The following is a 19,602-nucleotide window of genomic DNA, read 5'->3' on the forward strand; positions in this document are numbered from 1 at the left end:
GTCCCTACTCGTTCCTCGCCTCGAATACCTCCACCCGGATCGCCTGCCCCCGGCCCGATTCCGGACAGGCGCTGACCGCCACCAGGCAGTCCATCTCCGCGCGGAAGTCCACGTGCGCCTCGTCCTTGGGGCGCACGAAGGTATCGAAGATGGCCCCCGTGTCCGGGTCGAAGCGCATGGTCTGGAAGATGTTGAACGGGCTCGGGATATCCACCGGGGCAATGTCCCACGGACGCACCGCCTCGGACAGGTTCTCGTAACACCCGTGGGTGGGGATGTCCTCGGGGCGCTTGGGATTGGGGTCCACCCCCTCGATGAAGTTCCGCTGAGCCAGTCCCGCCGCCACCAGCTCGAAACGCTTGCGGCTGCACATGCCCTTCTGCAGGTCGTGCCGCCCTTCCTCGAACGTGTCCGCCACGATGGTCAGCAGCGGGTTGTTGAGCTTGGACAAGAGCTGGTCGCCCGTACTGATAAAGAGCTTGGCCTGATTGGTCTTGGTGCGGGCCTGGTCGAAACGTTCCGTCAGGTCATGCAGGTTGAAGGCCACGAAATCCACCACCGACCGCCCCGCCACCCGCAAACACTGCCCCTTCTTCACCGTAAAGGCGCACCCCGAGTTCTTCGGTACGGTCACGCTGCTGAGCAGTTTGTTCGACATGGTTCAAGCCTTGTCGCGAGGTTGAAAAGCGCCTTGCGTCCCCGGCGTCGCGCTTGCGTTGAACGGAGGCTTCTGCTAACCCGAATTCAGTTGCAAAGTCAAAAGGGAGAGACCCCATGTTCACCGATAAGGTCGAGTTCAAGGACTTCGAGAAGATGGATCCGGAGTACCAGGATCTGCTCAAACGAGTGCTCGCGATCCAGTGCGACTGCGAGATCGGCGGGCCGCACCTCTATCTCGAGGACATGCTGCCCAAGGCGCCGACCAAGCTCTACCAGCTCGTTGTGGCGCGCACCGCGGCCGAGGAGGTGGACCACTACCGCAAGATGGCCCGTCTGGCCGGCGACATCGGTGAGGACGTGTCGTACGTCCTGAGCTGGCCGAACCAGAAGCGCTACGTGGAAGCTTTCCGCGGCAAGATCACCACCTGGGAGGACTTCGCCGTCTTCGGCTTCCTGATCGACCGGGTGGGCCGCTTCCAGCTCGAAGAGTTCGAGGACTGCAGCTACACGCCTCTTGCCGAGATCCTTCCCACCATGGAGTTGGAAGAGTCGGCTCACATCTCGTTCGGCACGAACCTGACGCGGGAGATGGCCGAGAAGGGCGACGAGTCCAAAGAGCGCGTCCAGAAGGCGATCAACTACTGGTACGTCAAGGGACTGGACATGTTCGGCAAGTCGGATTCCCGGCGCTCGGAGCGGTACCGTCATTGGGGCCTCAAGCGCCGCACCAACCGCCAGCAGCGCGCGGAGTACACGGCCGAGATCAACGCGCTCATCGAAGACATGGGCCTCGAGATCCCCGACCCCAACGAAGGCCGGCTCTACACCTGAGGCAAGTTAGAGAAATGGTACAAGCACCCAATACCGTCGAGTTGGACGAACACCTGAAGGCATGCATCACCGCGGTCCACGGGGCCGTCAACCGGGCAATACCCAACGTGAAGGACGACAAGATCGTGGATCAGGCCCTCCAGGACTGCCAGGAGGTCCTGGACATGGTGATGGAGGGCAAGGTGTCCGAGTGGCTGGAGTAGGAGGTTCGTACCCTTGGACATCGTGGTCTGCGGCAAGATCATCCCCGCCAGCACCGTCACCATCGAGATCGATCCGGCCACGAAGCGGATGATCCGCAAGGGTGTGGCCCACGAACTGGACCCGGCCGCGGCCAGCGCCGTGGAGGAAGCCCTGCGGCTGATGGAGAAGGTGGGCGGCACGGTCACTCTGGTGACCATGGGATTCAACGAGATCACCATCGGCGTCCGCACCGCGCTGGCCATGGGCGCCACCTCGGCGGTGCACATCTTCGACGACGCGATGGCGGGGTCGGACACCCTGGCGACGGCCAAGGCCCTGGCTGCCGCCATCCGCAAGAATCCCTTCGACCTCATCATCTGCGGCACCGAGAGCAGCGACAGCTATTCCGGCATCGTGCCCGGCCAGATCGCGTGGCTGCTGGGAGTCCCGCCGGTGACCTTCGCCAACGAGATGAGCGTGGAGGGGAACACCCTTACGGTGAAGCGCCAGAGCGAGGCCGGTTACGACGTGGTGGAGGCCGACCTGCCAGCGCTGGTGACGGTCACCAGCGGCATCAACGAGCCCCGCTATCCGCAGCTCAGGGGCATCATGGCGGCCAAGCGGAAAGAGATCGTGCAGTACTCCGCGGCGGACCTGGGGCTTGCGGCCGACGACGTGGGCGAGGCGGGTGCGCGGGAGAGGGTGCTGGAGGTGGGCAGGCCGGCGCAGCGCGAGGCGGGCGAGGTGGTGGAGGACGAGGGCGAAGGGGGCAAGCGCATCGCCGATTTCCTGGCCGAGTCCAAGGTCATCTAGCAAGGTCTTCCGGATGTCCGACGTGATTTGGGTCTATGGCGAGGTGGTGGACGACGCCGTCACCTCGACGACGCTGGAGATGGTGACCAAGGCGGCCGCCGTGGGCACCGCCGAGGCGATCCTGCTGGGTCCGGCGCCGGACAACGCGGTGGAACTGCTGGGCGAGCACGGAGCGAGCAAGGTCTACCGCTCCCCCGACCCGGTGTTCCGCGACTACCTGACCCTGCCCGCCGCCACGGTGGTGGAGTCCTTGATCCGGCAGCACAAGCCCGCCATGGTCCTGTTCGCGTCGAGCTACGGCGGCCGCGACGTGGCCGCGGCCCTGAGCGCCAGCCTCGACTGCGGCGCCATTACCGACGTGGCGGACTTCACCCTCACCGACGGGACGGTGGAGGCCAAGATCCCCGCCCTGGGCGCGAGCTACTGGAACACCGCCACGCTGGTGCACGACGACGTGAAGCTCCTGCTGGTGCGGCCCAAGTCCTTCGAGCCCGCCCCGAACCCCAAGACCCCGGTAGTCGAAGAGGTGGCGGCCCCGGCCGATGCCGAACTGTGCAAGATCCGGCTCAAGGAAAAGGTCGTCGCCAAGGCCGAGGGGCCTCAACTCGACGGCGCCAGCGTCGTCGTCGCCGGCGGCCGCGGACTTGCCGGAGCCGAGAACTTCGACATGCTGCGGGAGCTGGCGGAACTGCTGGGCGGGGCCGTGGGCGCCACCCGCGCCGTGGTGGACTCGGGCTGGGTGCCCTACTCGCTCCAGATCGGCCAGACCGGCAAGACCGTCAAGCCCGATCTGTACATCGCCTGCGGCATCTCCGGCGCCGTGCAGCATCTCGCCGGCATGAAGGACTCCAAGCTCATCGTCGCGGTCAACAAGGATTCCGAAGCCCCCATCTTCCAGATGTGCGACCTGGGCATCGTGGGCGACGTCTTCAAGGTGGTGCCGCAGTTGATCGAGGAGATCAAGGCGCGCAAATAGGCGCGAGCGTCAACCTCTTGACACGACAACCCATTTCGTAGTACATACCGGTCGTTCTGCTGACGCACCAGCCAGTCCCCTCGGGATTGAGCCGCTACCGGCCCCCGAGGGTTTTTTGCATCCGCGTTCTTCCCTCTCGACGTTGCCCGCTGGTCGCCTCATCAGGTGGCACGAAACCGTCGACGAGAACGTTGACCCTCGACGATTCCGTCGACCGGGAACGTCCACGGCATTCGGGAAACGGCCGAATTTCAAGGCCTTATCGAGGCGTGGCCCAGTGGCACGAGGTTTGCGTCCACAGAACGACAGAATCATCCTTCGAATGAGGAACCCACGATGCAATCACTCACGCTCCTGGATGTCATCAACGCGGTCGGCGAGCACGCCAAGACCCCCGACGAACTGAAGGCCGTCGTCACCCACCTCGTCAACAGCGGCAAGGTCAAGCTGCGCGGCGAATTCGCCGGCTGCAAGATCGAGTTCGGCCCGGTTCCCATGCTCGGAACCGCCGTCGCCTCCCAGACCACGCTGCCCCAGCAGGCGCTGGACCAGGCGGGCTGAGAAAACGGCTGTCATCATTCGGCACGTCCTGTATTCCCAGCAGTTCGACCGCTCGATCCTTGGTGGGCTGTTCCGCCGGGCGGACGGGTTCCGCCGGCGTATGGCGGTTTCATCCGAAAAGCTCGCTCTGACCCAGATCCCGTAGATGCTCTACGAGACGCTGCTTGCGCCCCTGCTGTTCCGGATCGATGCCGAGACCGCGCACAATGGGGCGTTGAGCCTCCTGCGTCAAGCGAACACGCGGCCATGGATACAGGCCGTGCTGGCCGGCCGCGACCACCCGCCGGACCCCCGACTCGACCAGACCCTGTGCGGCATGCATTTCCGCAACCCCATCGGCCTGGCCGCGGGGTTCGACAAGAACGGCATCGCCGCGCCCGCGCTCGCGGCCCTGGGCTTCGGCTTCATTACGGTCGGGTCGGTGACCCCCGGCCGCGGTCAACCCGGCAACCCGCGGCCGCGCCTGTTCCGCGACGTTCCCAACCGGGCGCTGTGGAACCGTCTCGGATTCAACAATCGCGGCGCGGACACCCTGGCCGAGGTGTTGGAAGCCCAGCCACGCCCGTCCGTACCCCTGGGCATCAGCCTCGGCAAGGCTCGGGAAACGCCCATCGACGACGCCTTCAAGGACTATGCCTATTCGATGGAGAAGCTGTATCCGTACGCGGACTTCTTCGAACTCTGCATCAGCTCGCCCAACACCCAGCACCTGCGGGAACTTCAAGAAGGCAGCCGGTTGGAGAACCTGCTTGGCAGCTTGGTGAAAAAAGCCGGCGATCTCGCACGGTCCGCCGGAATGGCGCGGCGCAAGCCGCTCTGGCCCAAGTTCGCGCCGGACATGCCGCCCATCCTTCGGGACATCGCGCTGGCCAAGTGCCGGGAGTTGCTGGATCCCGAAATCGATGCCGTCATCATCGGCAACACCACCATAGACCCCGACTTCAACCCGGACCCGTCCAAGGGCGGCTACAGCGGCCCACCGCTCTTCCCCAAGGCGCTGGACCAAGTCCGCGGCGCGGCCGCCGCCCTCGCCGGCCGCCTCACCCTCGTGGGCAACGGCGGCATCTTCAACGGCGGCGACGCCTACACCATGATGAAGACGAGCGGCTGCGCCCTCGTCCAGGTACACAGCGCCTTCCCGTACCGCGGCCCGCGGGTCGCCCGCAGGCTGGTGGAAGAACTCCTGAGCGCCATGGACCAGCATGGGGTAGGGCGCATCTCGCAGATTGCGTGATCCGCTCGCCGGGTCTCAGTCATGCGGGTTCCGTCGTGCCAAGCGAGACCGTTCGGACGGTCAAAAATGCCACTTACACCAGCGGCCGGTCCAGGCTGCGGTATTGGATGGCCTCGGCGATGTGCGCGGATTGGATGGCTTCGGCGCCGGCGAGGTCGGCGATGGTGCGGCCGACCTTGAGGATGCGCACGTAGGCGCGGGCGCTCAGGCCGAGGCGGTTGATGGCGTTCTCCAGGAGTTGCTCGCCCGACGGGTCCACGCGGCAATATTGCCGGACGTCGCGCGCGCTCATGCGCGCGTTGGCGTGGATCCCGCTCTCTCCGAAGCGCTCCACCTGGACTCTCCGGGCCTGGTTGACGCGCTCGCGCACCGCCTCGGAGGGCTCGCCCGGCGCTTTCGAGGCTAGTGCCTCGTAGGCCACGGCCGGCACCTCCACCTGGATGTCGATTCGGTCGAGCAATGGCCCTGAAACCCGCGAGCGGTACCGGGCGATCTGCATGGGCGTGCAACGGCACTCCTTCTGGGGGTCGGCGAAGAAGCCGCAGGGACACGGGTTCATGGCGGCCACGAGCATGAAGCTCGCCGGGTAGTCGACGGAGCCGGCGGCACGCGCCACGGTGATGCGGCCGTCCTCCAGGGGCTGGCGCAGGACCTCCAGGACGTGGCGGCGGAACTCCGGGGCCTCGTCGAGGAAGAGCACGCCGTTGTGCGCCAGCGAGGCCTCGCCGGGCTTGGGCACGGAGCCGCCGCCCACGAGCCCCGCGTCGGAGATGGTGTGGTGCGGCGCGCGGAACGGGCGCACGGCCACGAGCGCGCGCCCGTCGAGGACGCCGGCCACGCTGTGGATCTTGGTGGTCTCCAGGGCCTCCGGCAGAGTCAGGTCCGGCAGGATGGTGGCGAGCCGCTTGGCGAGCATGGTCTTGCCGGACCCCGGAGGACCCATCAGCAGGACGTTGTGGCTCCCCGCGGCCGCCACCTCCAGCGCGCGCTTGACGTGGGGCTGGCCGCGCACGTCGCTCAGGTCGGCGTCGTGCACCGCGTGGCTGTGGAACAGCCGCGCCAAGTCCACGCGCGTGGGCTCGACCTCCCGCTCCCCGTTCAGGAAATCCACCACCTCGGCCAGACTCTCCACTCCGTAGACGTCGATGTCCTGCACGACCGCGGCCTCGGCGCTGTTGGCGCGGGGCAGGATCAGACCCGCGAGGCCCTCGCGCTTCACCGCGGCGGCGATGGGCAACGCGCCGCGCACCGGCTTGACGGCGCCGTCCAGCGACAGTTCGCCCACCATCAGGCACTCGCCGAGGCGGGAGGAAACCACGACGCCTTGGGCAGCGGCGACACCCACGGCCATGGGAAGGTCGTAGCCCGATCCTTCCTTGCGGACATCCGCCGGCGCCAGGTTCACGGTGATGCGCTGGTACGGGTACGGGTAGCCGCAGTTCCGCAACGCAGCGCGGACGCGCACCTTGCTCTCGCGCACGGCGCCCTCCGGCCGGCCCACCGTGGCCAGTTCGGGCAGCCCTGAAGCGATGTCCACCTCCACCGCCACTCTGATGGCGTCGATCCCGAGGAGCGCCGCGCCGTAAATCCTTGAAAACATCGTCTATGAACATGTTCGGTACGTCTCGCGGGAACTTAAGGAGATGTCCTTCGACTTCGCTTCGCTACGCTCAGGACGAACGGTTGCAGGGGCCATTACCCGTTCGTCCTGAGCGTAGCGAAGCGAAGTCGAAGGACGCGAATCAAAACTTGCCAGGAAAGGCGAATCTTGCTAGGAGAAAACATGGAGATGAGCCAAGCGAAATCCACGGGAAGCCCAGGCGGAAGTCTGGGCTTTTTTTGTACCGTTTTCGTACCGTCCGGACCGAGGTGAAGGATGCTCGACCAGGAGATCTTGCCCGTAGGACTCACGTTCGACGACGTGCTGCTGGTGCCCGCGGAATCGTCGATCCTGCCGCGGGACGCGGACGTTTCGACACGCTTGACCGAACGGATCCGGCTCAACATCCCGCTCCTGAGCGCCGCCATGGACACGGTGACCGAGGCGCGCACGGCCATCGCCATGGCCCAGGAGGGCGGCATGGGCTTCATCCACCGCAACATGCCGCCCGCGGACCAAGCCAGGGAGGTGGAGAAGGTCAAGAAGTTCGAGAGCGGCATGATCCTGGACCCGGTGACCGTGAACCCGCACCAGAAGATCGCCGAGGCGCGCGAGCTGATGGACCGGCACGGCATCTCGGGCCTGCCGGTGACGCTGGGCGGGCGGCTGGTGGGCATCCTGACCAACCGTGACCTGCGCTTCGAGAAGAACCTGGAGCGCTGCGTCGACGAGCTGATGACCAAGGAGAACCTGGTCACCGTGCAGGACGGCGTCGACCTCGACGAGGCCCAGGAGCTGTTGCACCAGCACCGCATCGAGAAGCTCCTGGTGGTGGACGATCACTTTCGCCTGAAGGGGCTGATCACGGTCAAGGACATCGAGAAGAAGACCCGCCATCCCATGGCCTGCAAGGACGACCGCGGGCAACTGCGGGTGGGCGCCGCCGTGGGCGTGGGCCCGGACCGGGAGGAGCGGGTGGAGGCGCTGGTGCGGTCGGGCGTCGACGTGATCGCGGTGGACACGGCCCACGGCCACTCCAGCAAGGTGCTGGACGCGGTGGCGCAAATCCGCCGCGACTATCCCGAGCTGGAGCTCATCGCCGGAAACGTGGCTACGGCCCATGGGACCCAGGCGCTCATCGACGCCGGGGCCAACGGCGTCAAGGTAGGCGTCGGCCCGGGCTCCATCTGCACAACCCGGGTGGTATCCGGGGTCGGGGTCCCGCAGCTTAGCGCCATCGCCGACTGCGCCCGGGTGGGCGCCCGAACCGGCGTTCCACTGGTTTCGGACGGCGGCATCAAGTACTCCGGCGACATCACCAAGGCGCTGGCGGCGGGCGCCGGCTCGGTGATGATCGGCACGCTGTTCGGAGGTTGCGAGGAAAGTCCGGGCGAAACCGTGCTCTACCAGGGCCGCACCTACAAGGTCTACCGCGGCATGGGTTCCATCGGCGCCATGCGGGAAGGCAGCAGGGACCGCTACGCCCAGGACGACATCGAAGACGAAGTGAAGCTCGTGCCCGAGGGGGTCGAGGGCCAGGTGCCCTACCGCGGCACTCTGGCGGCCAACGTCTACCAGCTCATCGGCGGCGTCCGCGCCGGCATGGGCTACGTCGGCTGCACCAGCATCGACGAGTTGCAAACCAAGGCCCGCTTCATGCAGGTCACCGCCGCCGGGCTTACCGAAGGCCACGTCCACGACGTCTTCATCACCAACGAAGCGCCCAACTACCGCAGAGAATGATCGTCATTCTGGATTTCGGGTCGCAGTACACCCAACTGATCGCGCGCCGCGTGCGTGAAGCCCGCGTCTACTGCGAGATCCACCCTTTTAATGCTCCGGTGGAACGGCTGGCGCGCCTTGAGCCCGCCGGCGTCATCCTGTCCGGCGGACCCGCCAGCGTCTACAGCCGTGGCGCCCCCACGGTCGGACCGGAGCTGTTCCGGCTGCCCGTGCCCTTCCTCGGCATCTGCTACGGCATGGGCATCATCAACCAGGCCATGGGGGGCGGCGTGGCGGAAGCCACGGAACGCGAGTACGGACTCGCCGACCTCCAGGTCGACGACCGCGCCGACCTGTTCGCCGGGATCGAGCCCGGCGACGGCCACAGCGTGTGGATGAGCCACGGCGACCGGATGACCTCCCTGCCCGACGGCTGGTCGGTCATCGCCCACACCGCCAATTCCCCCATTGCCGCCTTCGCTGACGGCCGGCGGCGTTTCTACGGCCTCCAGTTTCATCCCGAGGTGGCGCACACCCAAAACGGCCGGACCATCCTGGAGAACTTCCTGTTCCGCGTCTGCCGCTGCGCCGCCGACTGGGACATGGAGCACTTCGCCACGGCCGCGGTCGAGAAGATCCGCCAGCAGGTGGGCGACGGCCGCGTGCTGTGCGGGCTGAGCGGCGGGGTCGACTCGTCGGTGGCCGCCACCCTGGTGCACCGCGCCGTCGGCGACCGGCTGGTGTGCGTCTTCGTCAACAACGGGCTCCTGCGCCAGGGCGAGGCGGAAGCCGTGTCCGGAGTCATGGGCGAGCGGTTCGGCGCGGGTTTCCGCTACGTGGATGCGTCCCGGCGCTTCCTCGATGTGCTGGAAGGAGTGGAGGACCCGGAGGAGAAGCGCAAGCGCATCGGCAACCTCTTCATCCGCGTGTTCGAGGACGAGACCCGCAAGCTCGGCGACTTTCCCTTCCTGTGCCAGGGGACCCTCTATCCCGACGTCATCGAGTCCGTGCCCAACGCCGGCCCGTCCGCCCTCATCAAGAGCCATCACAACGTCGGCGGACTTCCGAAGAGCATGAACTTCGAGCTGGTGGAGCCCCTGCGGGAGCTCTTCAAGGACGAAGTCCGCGAGCTGGGGCGCGAACTGGGCCTGCCGGACAAGTGGATTCACCGGCAGCCGTTCCCCGGGCCGGGTCTGGCCATCCGCATCCTCGGCGACGTCAACGAAGAGCGGCTCAGCCTCCTGCGCGCCGCCGACGCCATCGTGGTGGAGGAAGTCCGCAACGCCGGCCTGTACGAACGCATCTGGCAGTCCTTCGCCGTCCTCCTGCCCATCCGCACCGTGGGCGTCATGGGCGACGAGCGCACCTACGAGAACGTGGCAGCGGTAAGGGCCGTGGAAAGCCAGGACGGCATGACCGCGGACTGGGTCACGCTCCCTCCGGAGCTCCTGGGCCGCATTTCCAACCGCATCATCAACGAGGTGCGCGGCATCAACCGGGTGGTCTACGACGTCTCGTCCAAGCCCCCCGCCACCATCGAATGGGAATGAGCAACTTCGTACACCTTCACTGCCACACCCAGTACAGCCTGCTGGACGGCGCCAACAAGATCGCCCCGCTGATCGAGCGGGCCAAGAGCCTGGGGCAGCCGGCCATCGCCATGACCGACCACGGCAACATGTTCGGCGCGGTGGAGTTCTACCGGGAGGCGGTGGCGGCCGGCATCAAGCCGATCCTCGGCTGCGAGGTCTACGTGGCTCCGGGCAGCCGCTACGAGCGCCAGGGGGTCGACCGCGGCAACAGGGAACACAACCACCACCTGATCCTGCTGGCCATGAACGAAGAGGGCTACCGCAACCTCTGCCGGCTGGTCACCCGTGGTTTCACAGAGGGATTCTACTACAAGCCGCGGGTCGACAAGGAGCTCCTCCGCGAGTTCAACGCCGGGATCATCGCCCTGAGCGGATGCCTGAGCGGCGAGATGGCCAAGGCCCTTACCCTGGGGTCCATGGACCAGGCCAGAAAGGTGGCGGAGGACTACCGGGCCATCTTCGACGACCGCTACTACCTCGAGGCACAGGACAACAAGCTGCCGCTGCAGGAGAAGGTCAACGCCGGCATCATCGAGCTGGGAAAAGAACTGTCGCTGCCCATCGTCGCCACCAACGACTGCCACTACCTCGATCCCGAGGACGCCCACGCCCACGACATCCTTCTGTGCATCCAGACCGGCAAGGGGCACAACGACCCCAACCGGATGAAGATGGACACCGAGGAGCTGTTCCTCAAGTCCACCGACCAGATGCTGGACGGGTTCGCGCACCTGCCGGAGGCGGTGGACCAGAGCGTGGCCATCGCCGAACGCTGCGACGTGGAGCTCGAGTTCGGCAAGTACCACTTCCCGAACTACGAGGCGCCCAACGCCGAGAGTCTCGACGACTACCTGGACCTGCGCGCCCGGCAGGGGCTCGACGAACGGCTCCGGGACGCCGGGGACGTGGACCGCGACGCCTACCGGGAACGGCTCGAATACGAACTGGGCGTCATCAAGAGCATGCAGTTCCCGGGCTACTTCCTGATCGTGGCGGACTTCATCAACTACGCCAAGGACGAGGGCATTCCGGTGGGGCCGGGACGCGGCTCGGCGGCGGGAAGCCTGGTGGCCTACGCGCTGCGCATCACCGACCTGGACCCGATCCTCCACAACCTGCTGTTCGAGCGCTTCCTCAACCCGGAGCGGCGCTCCATGCCGGACATCGACGTGGACTTCTGCATCCGCGGCCGGGACCGGGTCATCCAGTACGTCAAGGACAAGTACGGCGCCGACAAGGTGGCGCAGATCACCACCTTCGGGACCCTCAAGGCCAAGGCCGCCATCCGCGACGTGGGACGGGCCGTCGGACTGTCGTTCGCCGAGACCGACGCCATCGCCAAGCTCGTGCCCGCTTCCCGGCAGGGATTCGACTGCTCGCTCACCGACGCCCTCAAGCAGGAACCGCGCCTGAACCAGCTCGCGGACGAAGACCCGCGCGTGGCCAGCCTCCTCAACCACGCCCTGCGCCTGGAGGGCCTCACCCGGCACTCTTCCACCCACGCCGCCGGCGTCGTCATCTCCAACCGCCCGCTGGTGGACTACCTGCCCCTCTACATGGACCGGGACGGCGGCATCGTCACCCAGTACGACATGTCGAGCGTGGAGAAGATCGGCCTGGTCAAGTTCGACTTCCTGGGGCTCAAGACCCTGACCCTCATCCACGACTGCCTGGAGCTGGTGCGGGAGAGCCGCGGGAGCGCGCCCGACATCAACGCCGTGTCCCTGGACGACCCGGAGACCTATCGCCTGCTGGGCAGCGGCAACACCACCGGCATCTTCCAGTTGGAAAGCACGGGCATCCGCGAGATGACCGTGCGCATCAAGCCCAACTGCTTCGAGGACCTCGTGGCCATCCTTGCTCTCTACCGGCCGGGGCCCCTCGACAGCGGCATGGCCGAGGAATTCATCAAGCGCAAGAGCGGCAAGGAGAAGGTTTCCTATCTGCACCCGGAACTGACGTCCATCCTGAAGGACACGTACGGAGTGATCGTGTACCAGGAGCAGGTCATGCAGATCGCCCAGACCATGGCCCGCTACAGCCTGGGAGAAGCCGATATCCTGCGCCGCGCCATGGGCAAGAAGGACCCCGTGGAGATGGCCAGCCAGCGGCAGCGGTTCATCGAAGGGGCGCGCGAGAACGGCATCCGCGAGGATCACGCCACCGCCATCTTCGACCAGATGGAGACCTTCGCCCGCTACGGCTTCAACCGGTCCCACTCCGCCGCGTATGCGCTGGTCTCCTACCAGACGGCCTGGCTCAAGACCCACTACCCGGTGGAGTTCATGGCGGCGTTGATGAGCTCGGAAATGGGCGACACCGACAAGGTGATCAAGAACCTGGCCGAGTGCCGCGAGCAAGGCGTCGAGGTGCTGCCGCCGGACGTGAACGAGGGTGGCGCGCGCTTCACCGTGGTGGGCGAGCGCATCCGCTTCGGCCTCTCCGCGGTCAAGAACGTCGGCGAAAGGGCCGTGGAAGGCATCCGGGAGACCCGCGAACGTACCGGACCGTTCAAGTCGCTGTTCGACTTCTGCCGGCGCGTGGACCTTAAGGTAGTCAACCGCCGCGTGGTGGAGAGCCTCGTCAAGTGCGGCGCCTTCGATTCCACCGGCGTCTACCGCGCGCGCCTCATGGCCGCGCTGGACGATGCCCTTAAGACCGGCCAGTCGTCCCAGCGGGACCGGGACAGCTCGCAGTTCGGCATGTTCGACCTGCTGGAGGCCCCGGCCGCGGACTCGATGGACGCCTACGAATCGGTGGAGGAATGGACCGGCGGACAGCTCCTGGCCTTCGAGAAGGAGACCTTGGGATTCTACATCACCGGGCATCCGCTGGACCGCTTCGAGGAGTCCCTGAAACGGCTCCAGGTGCTGCCCGCCAACCAGGTGCGCGGCCACGCCAACGGCGAGGTCGCCATGGTGGGAGTGGTGACCGCCCTCAAGCTCAAGAACACCAAGAAGGGCGAGCGCTACGCCAACTTCAACCTGGAGGACAAGACCGGGTTCGTGGACACCATCGCGTGGCCGGACACGTACCGGCAGGCGTCGGAAACCATCGGCCGCGACGATCCGGTGCGCATCAACGGCCGGCTCGACGTCGGCGAGGAGCGCGTCACCCTCATCGCCAACGACATCCTCTCGCTGGAGGATGCGTGCGCCCAGGCCATCCCGGCGCCGTCGCGGACGATGCCGCGCGAGGTGCACTTCTTCCTGGAGGAGGTAAGCCGCCAGGAACTGCACGCGTTCCGCGACCTCATCGTCCAGGAGCAGGGACCCGCCTCGGTCTATCTCCACATGACCAACGCGGCCCGGGAGACCAAGGTGGTCGGCCCCGCCGACTTCCGCATCAATCCGTCGCGAACGCTGCTGGATAACGTATACCGGAGATTCGGCGCCCGCATCCGGGCGAGGACCGGGTGACCCATGTCGAGCGGGTCTCTCGGCACGTCATTCCCGCGGAAGCGGGAATCCAGGGGTGGGGAGTTGGCGGGAATGACGGAGGGAGCACGGGGATGATCGACGGAGTCAACGGCCAATGGCACCCTTCGGACGCTGAGACCGAGCGCGCGGTGCTGGTGGGGGTGGAGACGCCGCTTTCCACCACGGACGTGGCGCTGGAAGACAGCCTCGAAGAGCTGCGCAGCCTGGCCGGCAGCGCGGGCGCCCGGGTCATCGAGGTGTTCAGCCAGCATTCGGGGAGAGTGCGCAGCGCCACCTTGCTGGGGGCGGGCAAGGTGGAAGAGGTCCGCGCATTCGTGGACGAGCACCATCCCGACCTCGTCATCGTCGACAACGACCTCACCCCGGCGCAGCAACGGAACCTGGAAACCGCCCTGAACCTCCGGGTCGTGGACCGCACCCAGCTCATCCTGGACATCTTCGCCCAGCGCGCCCAGAGCCGCGAGGGCAAGCTGCAGGTGGAGCTGGCGCAGCTCGAGTACCTGCTGCCCCGGCTCACCCGCCTGTGGTCGCACCTGTCCCGGCTCGGGGGCGGCATCGGCACGCGCGGACCGGGCGAGACGCAGCTCGAGGTGGACCGCCGGCGCATCCGCGAGCGCATCCGCCGGCTCAAGCGGCGGCTCGAGGGCGTCGCCAACACCCGCGCGCTGCAGCGCAAGGAGCGCGAATCCATCCCCTACCCCACGGTGGCGCTGGTGGGCTACACCAACTCCGGCAAGTCCACGCTGATGAACCACCTGACCCAGGCGGGGGTGCTCGCCGAGGACAAGCTCTTCGCCACCCTCGACCCGCGCACGCGCGCGCTGCGCCTGCCCAACGGCGAACGGGTCATGCTGGTGGACACCGTAGGCTTCATCAACAAGATTCCCCACGCGCTGGTGGACGCGTTCAAGGCGACGCTGGAAGAGGTGCACCAAGCGGACCTGCTGCTGTGCGTGATGGACCCCACGAGCCCCCTCGCCGACCAGCAGCTCGCCATCGTCGACTCGGTGCTCGAGGACATCGGCGCGGCCGAGATCCCCCGGCTCATCGTGCCCAACAAGATCGACGTCGCCGAACGCGTACCCGTCTACCCCGCCGGCGGCCACGAGGGCGTGTGTCCGATCTCGGCCCGGACCGGTGCCGGCGTCGAGCGCCTGTTGGAGGCCATCGGCCGGGTGCTGGACCGAGGCAAGCAGCAAATCCGGCTCACCCTGCCCCAGTCCGAGAGCGCCATCATCCCCTTTCTCAGGGCACGCGGGCGGATCCTCGCCGAGGAATACGGCGAGCGCGACGTGCGCATCACCGCGCTGGTGAGCGCCAAGGTCTCGGGACAGCTCAAGAAACTCGCCGCGGCTTGGCGGGATTGACAGAAACCCCATTACTTTGGTAATAAAATCAGACCTTTGCGGAGGTGCATCGAGGCACGTAGCTCAGTGGGAGAGCGCTTCCTTGACGCGGAAGAGGTCGGCGGTTCAATCCCGCCCGTGCCTACCATCCCATTCCTTGGCTGTCCACTCCCTGCACCGGCACTTACCAGCCGTTTTCCGCGAGCCAGACGACTTCGGTCCATACAGTTAAACAGGCCACCGGCATGGAGAAGATTCAGGTCAATGTACCGGGGGGTGAAACCCTCCAGGTCAGCGCGGGCACGCACGCCGGCAAAGTCGGCGACATGCCCTCGGGCAGGCGCATCGTCGCGGCAAGCGTCGACGGCAGGGCCGTGGACCTTGCCCGGCCCCTGGCGCAAAGCTGCGACGTCCAATGGATCGCTCTGGACAGTCCCGAGGGCACCGACATCCTGCGCCACTCCACGGCGCATCTCATGGCCCAAGCGGTCCAGAGCCTGTTTCCCGGCACCCAGGTGACCATCGGCCCCACCACCCGGGACGGTTTCTACTACGACTTCAAGCGCGACAAGCCGTTCACGCCCGAAGAGCTGGAGAAGATCGAGGAACGGATGCGCGAACTGGCCGGGCAGGACCTGTCCATCGCGCGCGAGGAGGTGCCACGGGACGAGGCCATCGAACTGTTCCGTCAAATGGGCGAGGACTACAAGGTGGAGATCATCTCGGACATCCCCGACGAGACCGTATCGCTCTACCGCCAAGGCGACTGGGTCGACCTGTGCCGCGGCCCCCACTTGCCCAGCACCGGCTTCATCCAGGCTTTCAAGCTCACCTCGGTGGCCGGCGCCTACTGGCGCGGCGACGAGCGGAACGAGATGCTCCAGCGCATCTACGGCACCTCGTTCCCCACCCGCAAGCAGTTGAAGGAGCATCTGGCGCTCCTGGAGGAGGCGCGCAAGCGCGACCACCGCAAGCTCGGCAAGGAGCTGGACCTGTTCAGCTTCCACCCTGCGGCACCGGCGAGCCCGTTCTTCCATCCCAAGGGCGCCTTCGTCTACAACGCCCTGGTGGAGTACATGCGCAGCCTCTACCAGCGTTACGGCTACCAGGAGGTGATCACGCCGCAGATCTTCGACGCGGGCCTGTGGCACCGCTCCGGCCACTACGAGCACTACAAGGACAACATGTACTTCACCCACATCGACGAGCGCGAGTTCGGGGTGAAGCCCATGAACTGTCCGAGCCACACGTTCATCTACGCGTCGAAGAAGCGCTCGTACCGCGACCTGCCCATCCGGCTGGCCGACTTCGGACGTCTGCACCGCTACGAGAAATCCGGCGTCACCGCCGGACTGACGCGGGTGCGCAGCTTCTCGCAGGACGACGCCCACATCTTCTGTACCCCGGGACAGATCGAGGGCGAGATCGCCGCGCTGCTTGACATGCTCCGCGAGGTATATCATAGGTTCAACTTCCAGGATCTGGAGGTCTACCTCTCCACCAGGCCCGACCAGTATCTGGGCGCCCTGGAGACCTGGGAGCGTGCCGAGGCGGCATTGGCCGCATCGCTGGAGACGCGGAACCTAGCCTATGAGATCAGCAAGGGCGATGGCGCCTTCTATGGCCCGAAGATCGACTTCGTCGTCAAGGACGCGATGAAGCGCGGCTGGCAGCTCGGCACGGTCCAGCTCGACTTCTCCATGCCGGAACGGTTCGACCTCGGCTTCGTCTCGGCCTCCGGGACGGACGAACGGCCCGTGATGATCCACCGGGCCATTCTCGGCTCCATCGAACGCTTCATGGCCGTGTTGATCGAGCACACCGGCGGCGCGTTCCCGCTGTGGCTGGCGCCGGAGCAGGCGCGCATCGTCACGGTGACGGATCAGCAGCAGCCGTACGCCGCCGACGTGTGCGGCCGTCTACGGGACAAGGGCTGGCGCGTGGAGCTGGATGAGCGCAACGAGAAGCTGGGGTTCAAGATTCGCGAGGCCCAGGTGGCCAAGATCCCCTACGCGCTCGTCATCGGCGACAAGGAAGTGCAGAACGGCACGCTGTCGGCGCGGAAACGGGGCGGCGAAAACCTTCCGGCGATGCCGGTGGAGGCCTTCGCCGAGCGGCTCCGGGAAGAGCTGCACCGGGAGACGGAGCCGGTCCAGTGAATGTGTGTGTGCATAGTCATTCAGGAGGTGCTTTATAGCGCGGCCTACGAGAATCAACCAGCAGATCCGGGCACGCGAGGTTCGCGTCATCGACGACGACAGCGCACAACTCGGGGTCATGCCGTTGCACGAAGCCTTGGGCATCGCGGAGCAACGGGAGCTGGACTTGGTGGAGGTGGCACCGGACGCACAGCCTCCGGTCTGCCGCCTGATGGACTACGGGAAGTTCCGCTACCTGCAGAAGAAGAAGACGCAGGAAGCGAAACGCAACGCCACCTTTGTCGCCGTCAAGGAAGTCAAGATGGGAGCCCGGACGAACTCGCACGACCTGGAGTTCAAGGTGCGCAACATACGGCGCTTCCTGGAACGGGGACAGCGGGTCAAGGTGTCGGTCTTCTTCCGTGGCCGCGAGATCACACACCCGGAGTTGGGCCGGGCGATGCTCAACGGGGTCTTCGACGAGGTTCAGGACATGGCCAAGCTCGACGTGTCGCCCAAGCTCGAGGGGCGCAGCATGGCCATGCTGTTGACGCCGAAGACGAGCGCATGACCCAACACGAAAATCGAACGGGACGGAGAAACCAGGGATGCCGAAGATAAAGACAAACAGGGGGGCCGCGAAGAGATTCAAGGTCAGCAAGAGCGGCAAGATCATGCGACGGCGTGGCTTCAAGAGCCATATCCTGTCCACCAAGAGCCGCAAGCGGAAACGCCGCCTGAGACAGGCCGCTTCGGTGTCGAGCTACGAAACCACGAGCATGCGGCGCCTCATTCCCTATCTGTAGTAGCGACTCGCTCTCGGGGTACGGCAAGGCACCGGAATCCACAGACAAACCATTCGTTGAGACGAGGCGCACGCGTGCGGCTGCTGCCCGCCGGCGCCTCCGTTGACGTTCGTTCAAGGAGCACACGCGATGCCCAGAGTCAAAGGCGGACCGGCCTCACGCCGTCGCCGCAAAAAGATCATGAAGCTGGCCAAGGGTTACGTCGGCGGCCGCCGGCGGCTCTACCGCGTCGCCAGGGAAACCGTCGAGCGCGGGCTGGCCTACGCCTACCGGGACCGCCGGGTGCGCAAACGCGTATTCCGCGGCCTGTGGAACATTCGCATCAGCGCCGGGGCGCGGGTCAACGGACTGTCCTACAGCCGGCTGATCCACGGCCTCAAGCTCGCCGGGGTGGCGCTGGACCGGAAGATCCTGGCGGACCTCGCGGCCACCGACGCGCACCTGTTCGACCAGCTTGCCCAGCGCGCGAAGCTTGCCCTCGACCCGAATCGGGAAGGTGCTCCCGACGTTCGGGAACCCGACCCTGAGCCGGAGTCCGCGGAGGAAGCGGCCGCCGACTCCGATACAGGGGAGGCTCCCGAAGCCTGACACCCTGACTCCGCGATGATCGAGATACTGGAAAAGCTCCACGAGGAAGTGACCGGGCGCCTTGGGCACTGCGCGTCGGAACAGGACGTGGAGCAGATTCGCGTCGACTACCTCGGCCGCAAGGGCGGCAAGCTGACCGCGCTGCTGCGCGGCCTGCGGGAGCTTCCGGCCGAGGAACGGCCGAGCGCCGGCGCCGAGTTGAACCGGCGCCGGGGGGAAGTCGAGACCCTGCTCGAAACGCGGCTCGCCGAGTTGCGCCGCCAGCGGGAGAGCACGCGCGAGGGTGGGCCCCGGCTCGACGTGACCTTGCCGGGCAACCGCCTGGAGCGTGGCCGGGTCCACCCCTTGACCCGGGTGACGGATGAGATCATCGACGTTTTCACCGGCATGGGGTTCGAGATCGCGCGGGGGCCGGACGTGGAGGACGACTACCACAACTTCGAAGCCCTCAACATTCCCAGAGACCACCCGGCGCGGGACATGCAGGACACCTTTTTCGTGTCGGAGAACCACGTGCTCCGCACCCACACCTCGCCGGTGCAGATCCGCGTCATGGAGACGCGCCGTCCGCCGCTCCAGATCATCGCGCCCGGAGCCGTCTACCGCCACGACGACGACGCCACCCATTCGCCCGTGTTCCACCAGGTGGAAGGCTTCATGGTGGACCGGCACATCACCTTCGGCGACCTCAAGGGCGTGCTCACCCACTTCCTGGAGGAGATCTTCGAAGGGGACGTGCGCGTACGCTTCCGTCCGAGCTTCTTCCCGTTCACCGAACCCAGCGCCGAAGTGGACATCGGCTGCATCCTGTGCCGCGGCGTCGAGGACTCCTGCCGCGTGTGCCGCGGCTCGGGCTGGCTGGAGATCCTGGGGTCGGGGATGATCGATCCCAACGTCTTCGACTTCGTCGGCTACGACACCGAAGCCTACTCGGGCTTTGCCTTCGGCATGGGAGTGGAGCGCATCGCCATGCTGAAGTACGGCATGGACGACATCCGCCTGTTCTTCCAGAACGACATCCGCTTTCTGAGACAGTTCCCGCTGTAGGAGCCCCCATTTAGTGTGGTGTCTGGTTAATTCGCAGCATAATCTGCGGGTCTTTTTCGCCGTCG

At 66.2% G+C, this 19,602-nt stretch carries 16 protein-coding genes, 1 tRNA gene and 1 pseudogene; 16 read left to right on the forward strand and 2 right to left on the reverse strand.

Annotated features, from left to right (window positions below; genetic code table 11):
• Nucleotides 1–4: 4 nt before the first annotated feature.
• Nucleotides 5–658 carry an urea carboxylase-associated family protein gene (locus tag OXU42_18255; protein ID MDE0031330.1) on the reverse strand — a complete coding sequence of 218 codons (654 nt, stop codon included), beginning with the start codon at nucleotides 656–658 and terminating at the stop codon, nucleotides 5–7.
• 116 nt (nucleotides 659–774) lie between these two features.
• On the opposite strand from OXU42_18255, the gene OXU42_18260 reads away from it, so the two are divergent.
• The 6 genes from OXU42_18260 (at nucleotide 775) to OXU42_18285 (ending at nucleotide 5,258) form a co-directional block, all read left to right on the forward strand.
• Nucleotides 775–1,491, forward strand: a complete 717-nt coding sequence (locus OXU42_18260; protein ID MDE0031331.1) for a phenylacetate-CoA oxygenase subunit PaaI — start codon at nucleotides 775–777, stop codon at nucleotides 1,489–1,491.
• 14 nt (nucleotides 1,492–1,505) lie between these two features.
• Entirely contained in the window at nucleotides 1,506–1,694 is a 189-nt protein-coding gene (locus tag OXU42_18265) for a hypothetical protein (protein ID MDE0031332.1), read from the forward strand.
• A 22-nt stretch (nucleotides 1,695–1,716) separates the two neighbouring features.
• A complete protein-coding gene (locus OXU42_18270; GenBank protein ID MDE0031333.1) occupies nucleotides 1,717–2,487 on the forward strand; it encodes an electron transfer flavoprotein subunit beta/FixA family protein in 771 nt (256 codons plus the stop codon).
• Nucleotides 2,488–2,500: 13 nt separating this feature from the next.
• Nucleotides 2,501–3,463: an electron transfer flavoprotein subunit alpha/FixB family protein gene (locus tag OXU42_18275; protein MDE0031334.1), complete on the forward strand. Its 963-nt coding sequence runs from the start codon at nucleotides 2,501–2,503 to the stop codon at nucleotides 3,461–3,463.
• 336 nt (nucleotides 3,464–3,799) lie between these two features.
• Nucleotides 3,800–4,024, forward strand: coding sequence for a hypothetical protein (locus OXU42_18280; protein ID MDE0031335.1), 225 nt, complete (start codon nucleotides 3,800–3,802; stop codon nucleotides 4,022–4,024).
• Between the two features lie 145 nt (nucleotides 4,025–4,169).
• Nucleotides 4,170–5,258 (forward strand): quinone-dependent dihydroorotate dehydrogenase, encoded by a 1,089-nt coding sequence (locus OXU42_18285; protein ID MDE0031336.1) that lies wholly within the window; start codon nucleotides 4,170–4,172, stop codon nucleotides 5,256–5,258.
• A 73-nt stretch (nucleotides 5,259–5,331) separates the two neighbouring features.
• On the opposite strand, the gene OXU42_18290 is transcribed toward OXU42_18285, so the two are convergent.
• Entirely contained in the window at nucleotides 5,332–6,858 is a 1,527-nt protein-coding gene (locus OXU42_18290) for a YifB family Mg chelatase-like AAA ATPase (protein MDE0031337.1), read from the reverse strand.
• A gap of 276 nt (nucleotides 6,859–7,134) precedes the next feature.
• Here OXU42_18290 and guaB point away from each other — a divergent pair, with 276 nt between their 5' ends.
• From guaB to pheS, 10 genes and pseudogenes are all read left to right on the forward strand, one after another.
• Complete coding sequence (guaB, locus tag OXU42_18295) at nucleotides 7,135–8,601, forward strand: IMP dehydrogenase (protein MDE0031338.1); 1,467 nt, start codon at nucleotides 7,135–7,137, stop codon at nucleotides 8,599–8,601.
• A complete protein-coding gene (guaA, locus tag OXU42_18300) occupies nucleotides 8,598–10,130 on the forward strand; it encodes a glutamine-hydrolyzing GMP synthase (GenBank protein ID MDE0031339.1) in 1,533 nt (510 codons plus the stop codon). Before guaB ends, guaA begins: the two co-directional genes overlap by 4 nt.
• Complete coding sequence (gene dnaE, locus OXU42_18305) at nucleotides 10,127–13,591, forward strand: DNA polymerase III subunit alpha (GenBank protein ID MDE0031340.1); 3,465 nt, start codon at nucleotides 10,127–10,129, stop codon at nucleotides 13,589–13,591. The genes guaA and dnaE overlap by 4 nt, the downstream gene beginning before the upstream one ends.
• 92 nt (nucleotides 13,592–13,683) lie before the next feature.
• Nucleotides 13,684–14,979 (forward strand): GTPase HflX, encoded by a 1,296-nt coding sequence (hflX, locus tag OXU42_18310; protein MDE0031341.1) that lies wholly within the window; start codon nucleotides 13,684–13,686, stop codon nucleotides 14,977–14,979.
• Nucleotides 14,980–15,031: 52 nt separating this feature from the next.
• Nucleotides 15,032–15,106, forward strand: a tRNA-Val gene (locus OXU42_18315).
• A 97-nt stretch (nucleotides 15,107–15,203) separates the two neighbouring features.
• The gene (gene thrS / locus OXU42_18320; GenBank protein ID MDE0031342.1) at nucleotides 15,204–17,117 is read left to right on the forward strand and encodes a threonine--tRNA ligase; all 1,914 of its coding nucleotides are present in this window, start codon (nucleotides 15,204–15,206) and stop codon (nucleotides 17,115–17,117) included.
• Between the two features lie 34 nt (nucleotides 17,118–17,151).
• The gene (infC, locus tag OXU42_18325; GenBank protein MDE0031343.1) at nucleotides 17,152–17,667 is read left to right on the forward strand and encodes a translation initiation factor IF-3; all 516 of its coding nucleotides are present in this window, start codon (nucleotides 17,152–17,154) and stop codon (nucleotides 17,665–17,667) included.
• 37 nt (nucleotides 17,668–17,704) lie between these two features.
• Nucleotides 17,705–17,902: a 50S ribosomal protein L35 gene (gene rpmI, locus OXU42_18330; GenBank protein ID MDE0031344.1), complete on the forward strand. Its 198-nt coding sequence runs from the start codon at nucleotides 17,705–17,707 to the stop codon at nucleotides 17,900–17,902.
• Nucleotides 17,903–18,031: 129 nt separating this feature from the next.
• Nucleotides 18,032–18,382: pseudogene (gene rplT / locus OXU42_18335) on the forward strand (50S ribosomal protein L20).
• 123 nt (nucleotides 18,383–18,505) lie between these two features.
• On the forward strand, nucleotides 18,506–19,537 hold the full coding sequence (gene pheS / locus OXU42_18340; GenBank protein MDE0031345.1) for a phenylalanine--tRNA ligase subunit alpha: 1,032 nt from the start codon (nucleotides 18,506–18,508) through the stop codon (nucleotides 19,535–19,537).
• Nucleotides 19,538–19,602 lie beyond the last annotated feature (65 nt).

The organism is Deltaproteobacteria bacterium (assembly GCA_028818775.1).
Taxonomy (GTDB): domain Bacteria; phylum Desulfobacterota; class Binatia; order UBA9968; family JAJDTQ01; genus JAJDTQ01.

Coding starts and splice junctions, on each gene's coding strand:
- OXU42_18255 (MDE0031330.1), bottom strand. CDS start 658: ATGTCGAACAAACTGCTCAGCAGCGTGACCGTACCGAAGAACTCGGGG.
- OXU42_18260 (MDE0031331.1), top strand. CDS start 775: ATGTTCACCGATAAGGTCGAGTTCAAGGACTTCGAGAAGATGGATCCG.
- OXU42_18265 (MDE0031332.1), top strand. CDS start 1,506: ATGGTACAAGCACCCAATACCGTCGAGTTGGACGAACACCTGAAGGCA.
- OXU42_18275 (MDE0031334.1), top strand. CDS start 2,501: ATGTCCGACGTGATTTGGGTCTATGGCGAGGTGGTGGACGACGCCGTC.
- OXU42_18280 (MDE0031335.1), top strand. CDS start 3,800: ATGCAATCACTCACGCTCCTGGATGTCATCAACGCGGTCGGCGAGCAC.
- OXU42_18285 (MDE0031336.1), top strand. CDS start 4,170: ATGCTCTACGAGACGCTGCTTGCGCCCCTGCTGTTCCGGATCGATGCC.
- OXU42_18290 (MDE0031337.1), bottom strand. CDS start 6,858: ATGTTTTCAAGGATTTACGGCGCGGCGCTCCTCGGGATCGACGCCATC.
- guaB (MDE0031338.1), top strand. CDS start 7,135: ATGCTCGACCAGGAGATCTTGCCCGTAGGACTCACGTTCGACGACGTG.
- guaA (MDE0031339.1), top strand. CDS start 8,598: ATGATCGTCATTCTGGATTTCGGGTCGCAGTACACCCAACTGATCGCG.
- dnaE (MDE0031340.1), top strand. CDS start 10,127: ATGAGCAACTTCGTACACCTTCACTGCCACACCCAGTACAGCCTGCTG.
- hflX (MDE0031341.1), top strand. CDS start 13,684: ATGATCGACGGAGTCAACGGCCAATGGCACCCTTCGGACGCTGAGACC.
- thrS (MDE0031342.1), top strand. CDS start 15,204: ATGGAGAAGATTCAGGTCAATGTACCGGGGGGTGAAACCCTCCAGGTC.
- rpmI (MDE0031344.1), top strand. CDS start 17,705: ATGCCGAAGATAAAGACAAACAGGGGGGCCGCGAAGAGATTCAAGGTC.
- pheS (MDE0031345.1), top strand. CDS start 18,506: ATGATCGAGATACTGGAAAAGCTCCACGAGGAAGTGACCGGGCGCCTT.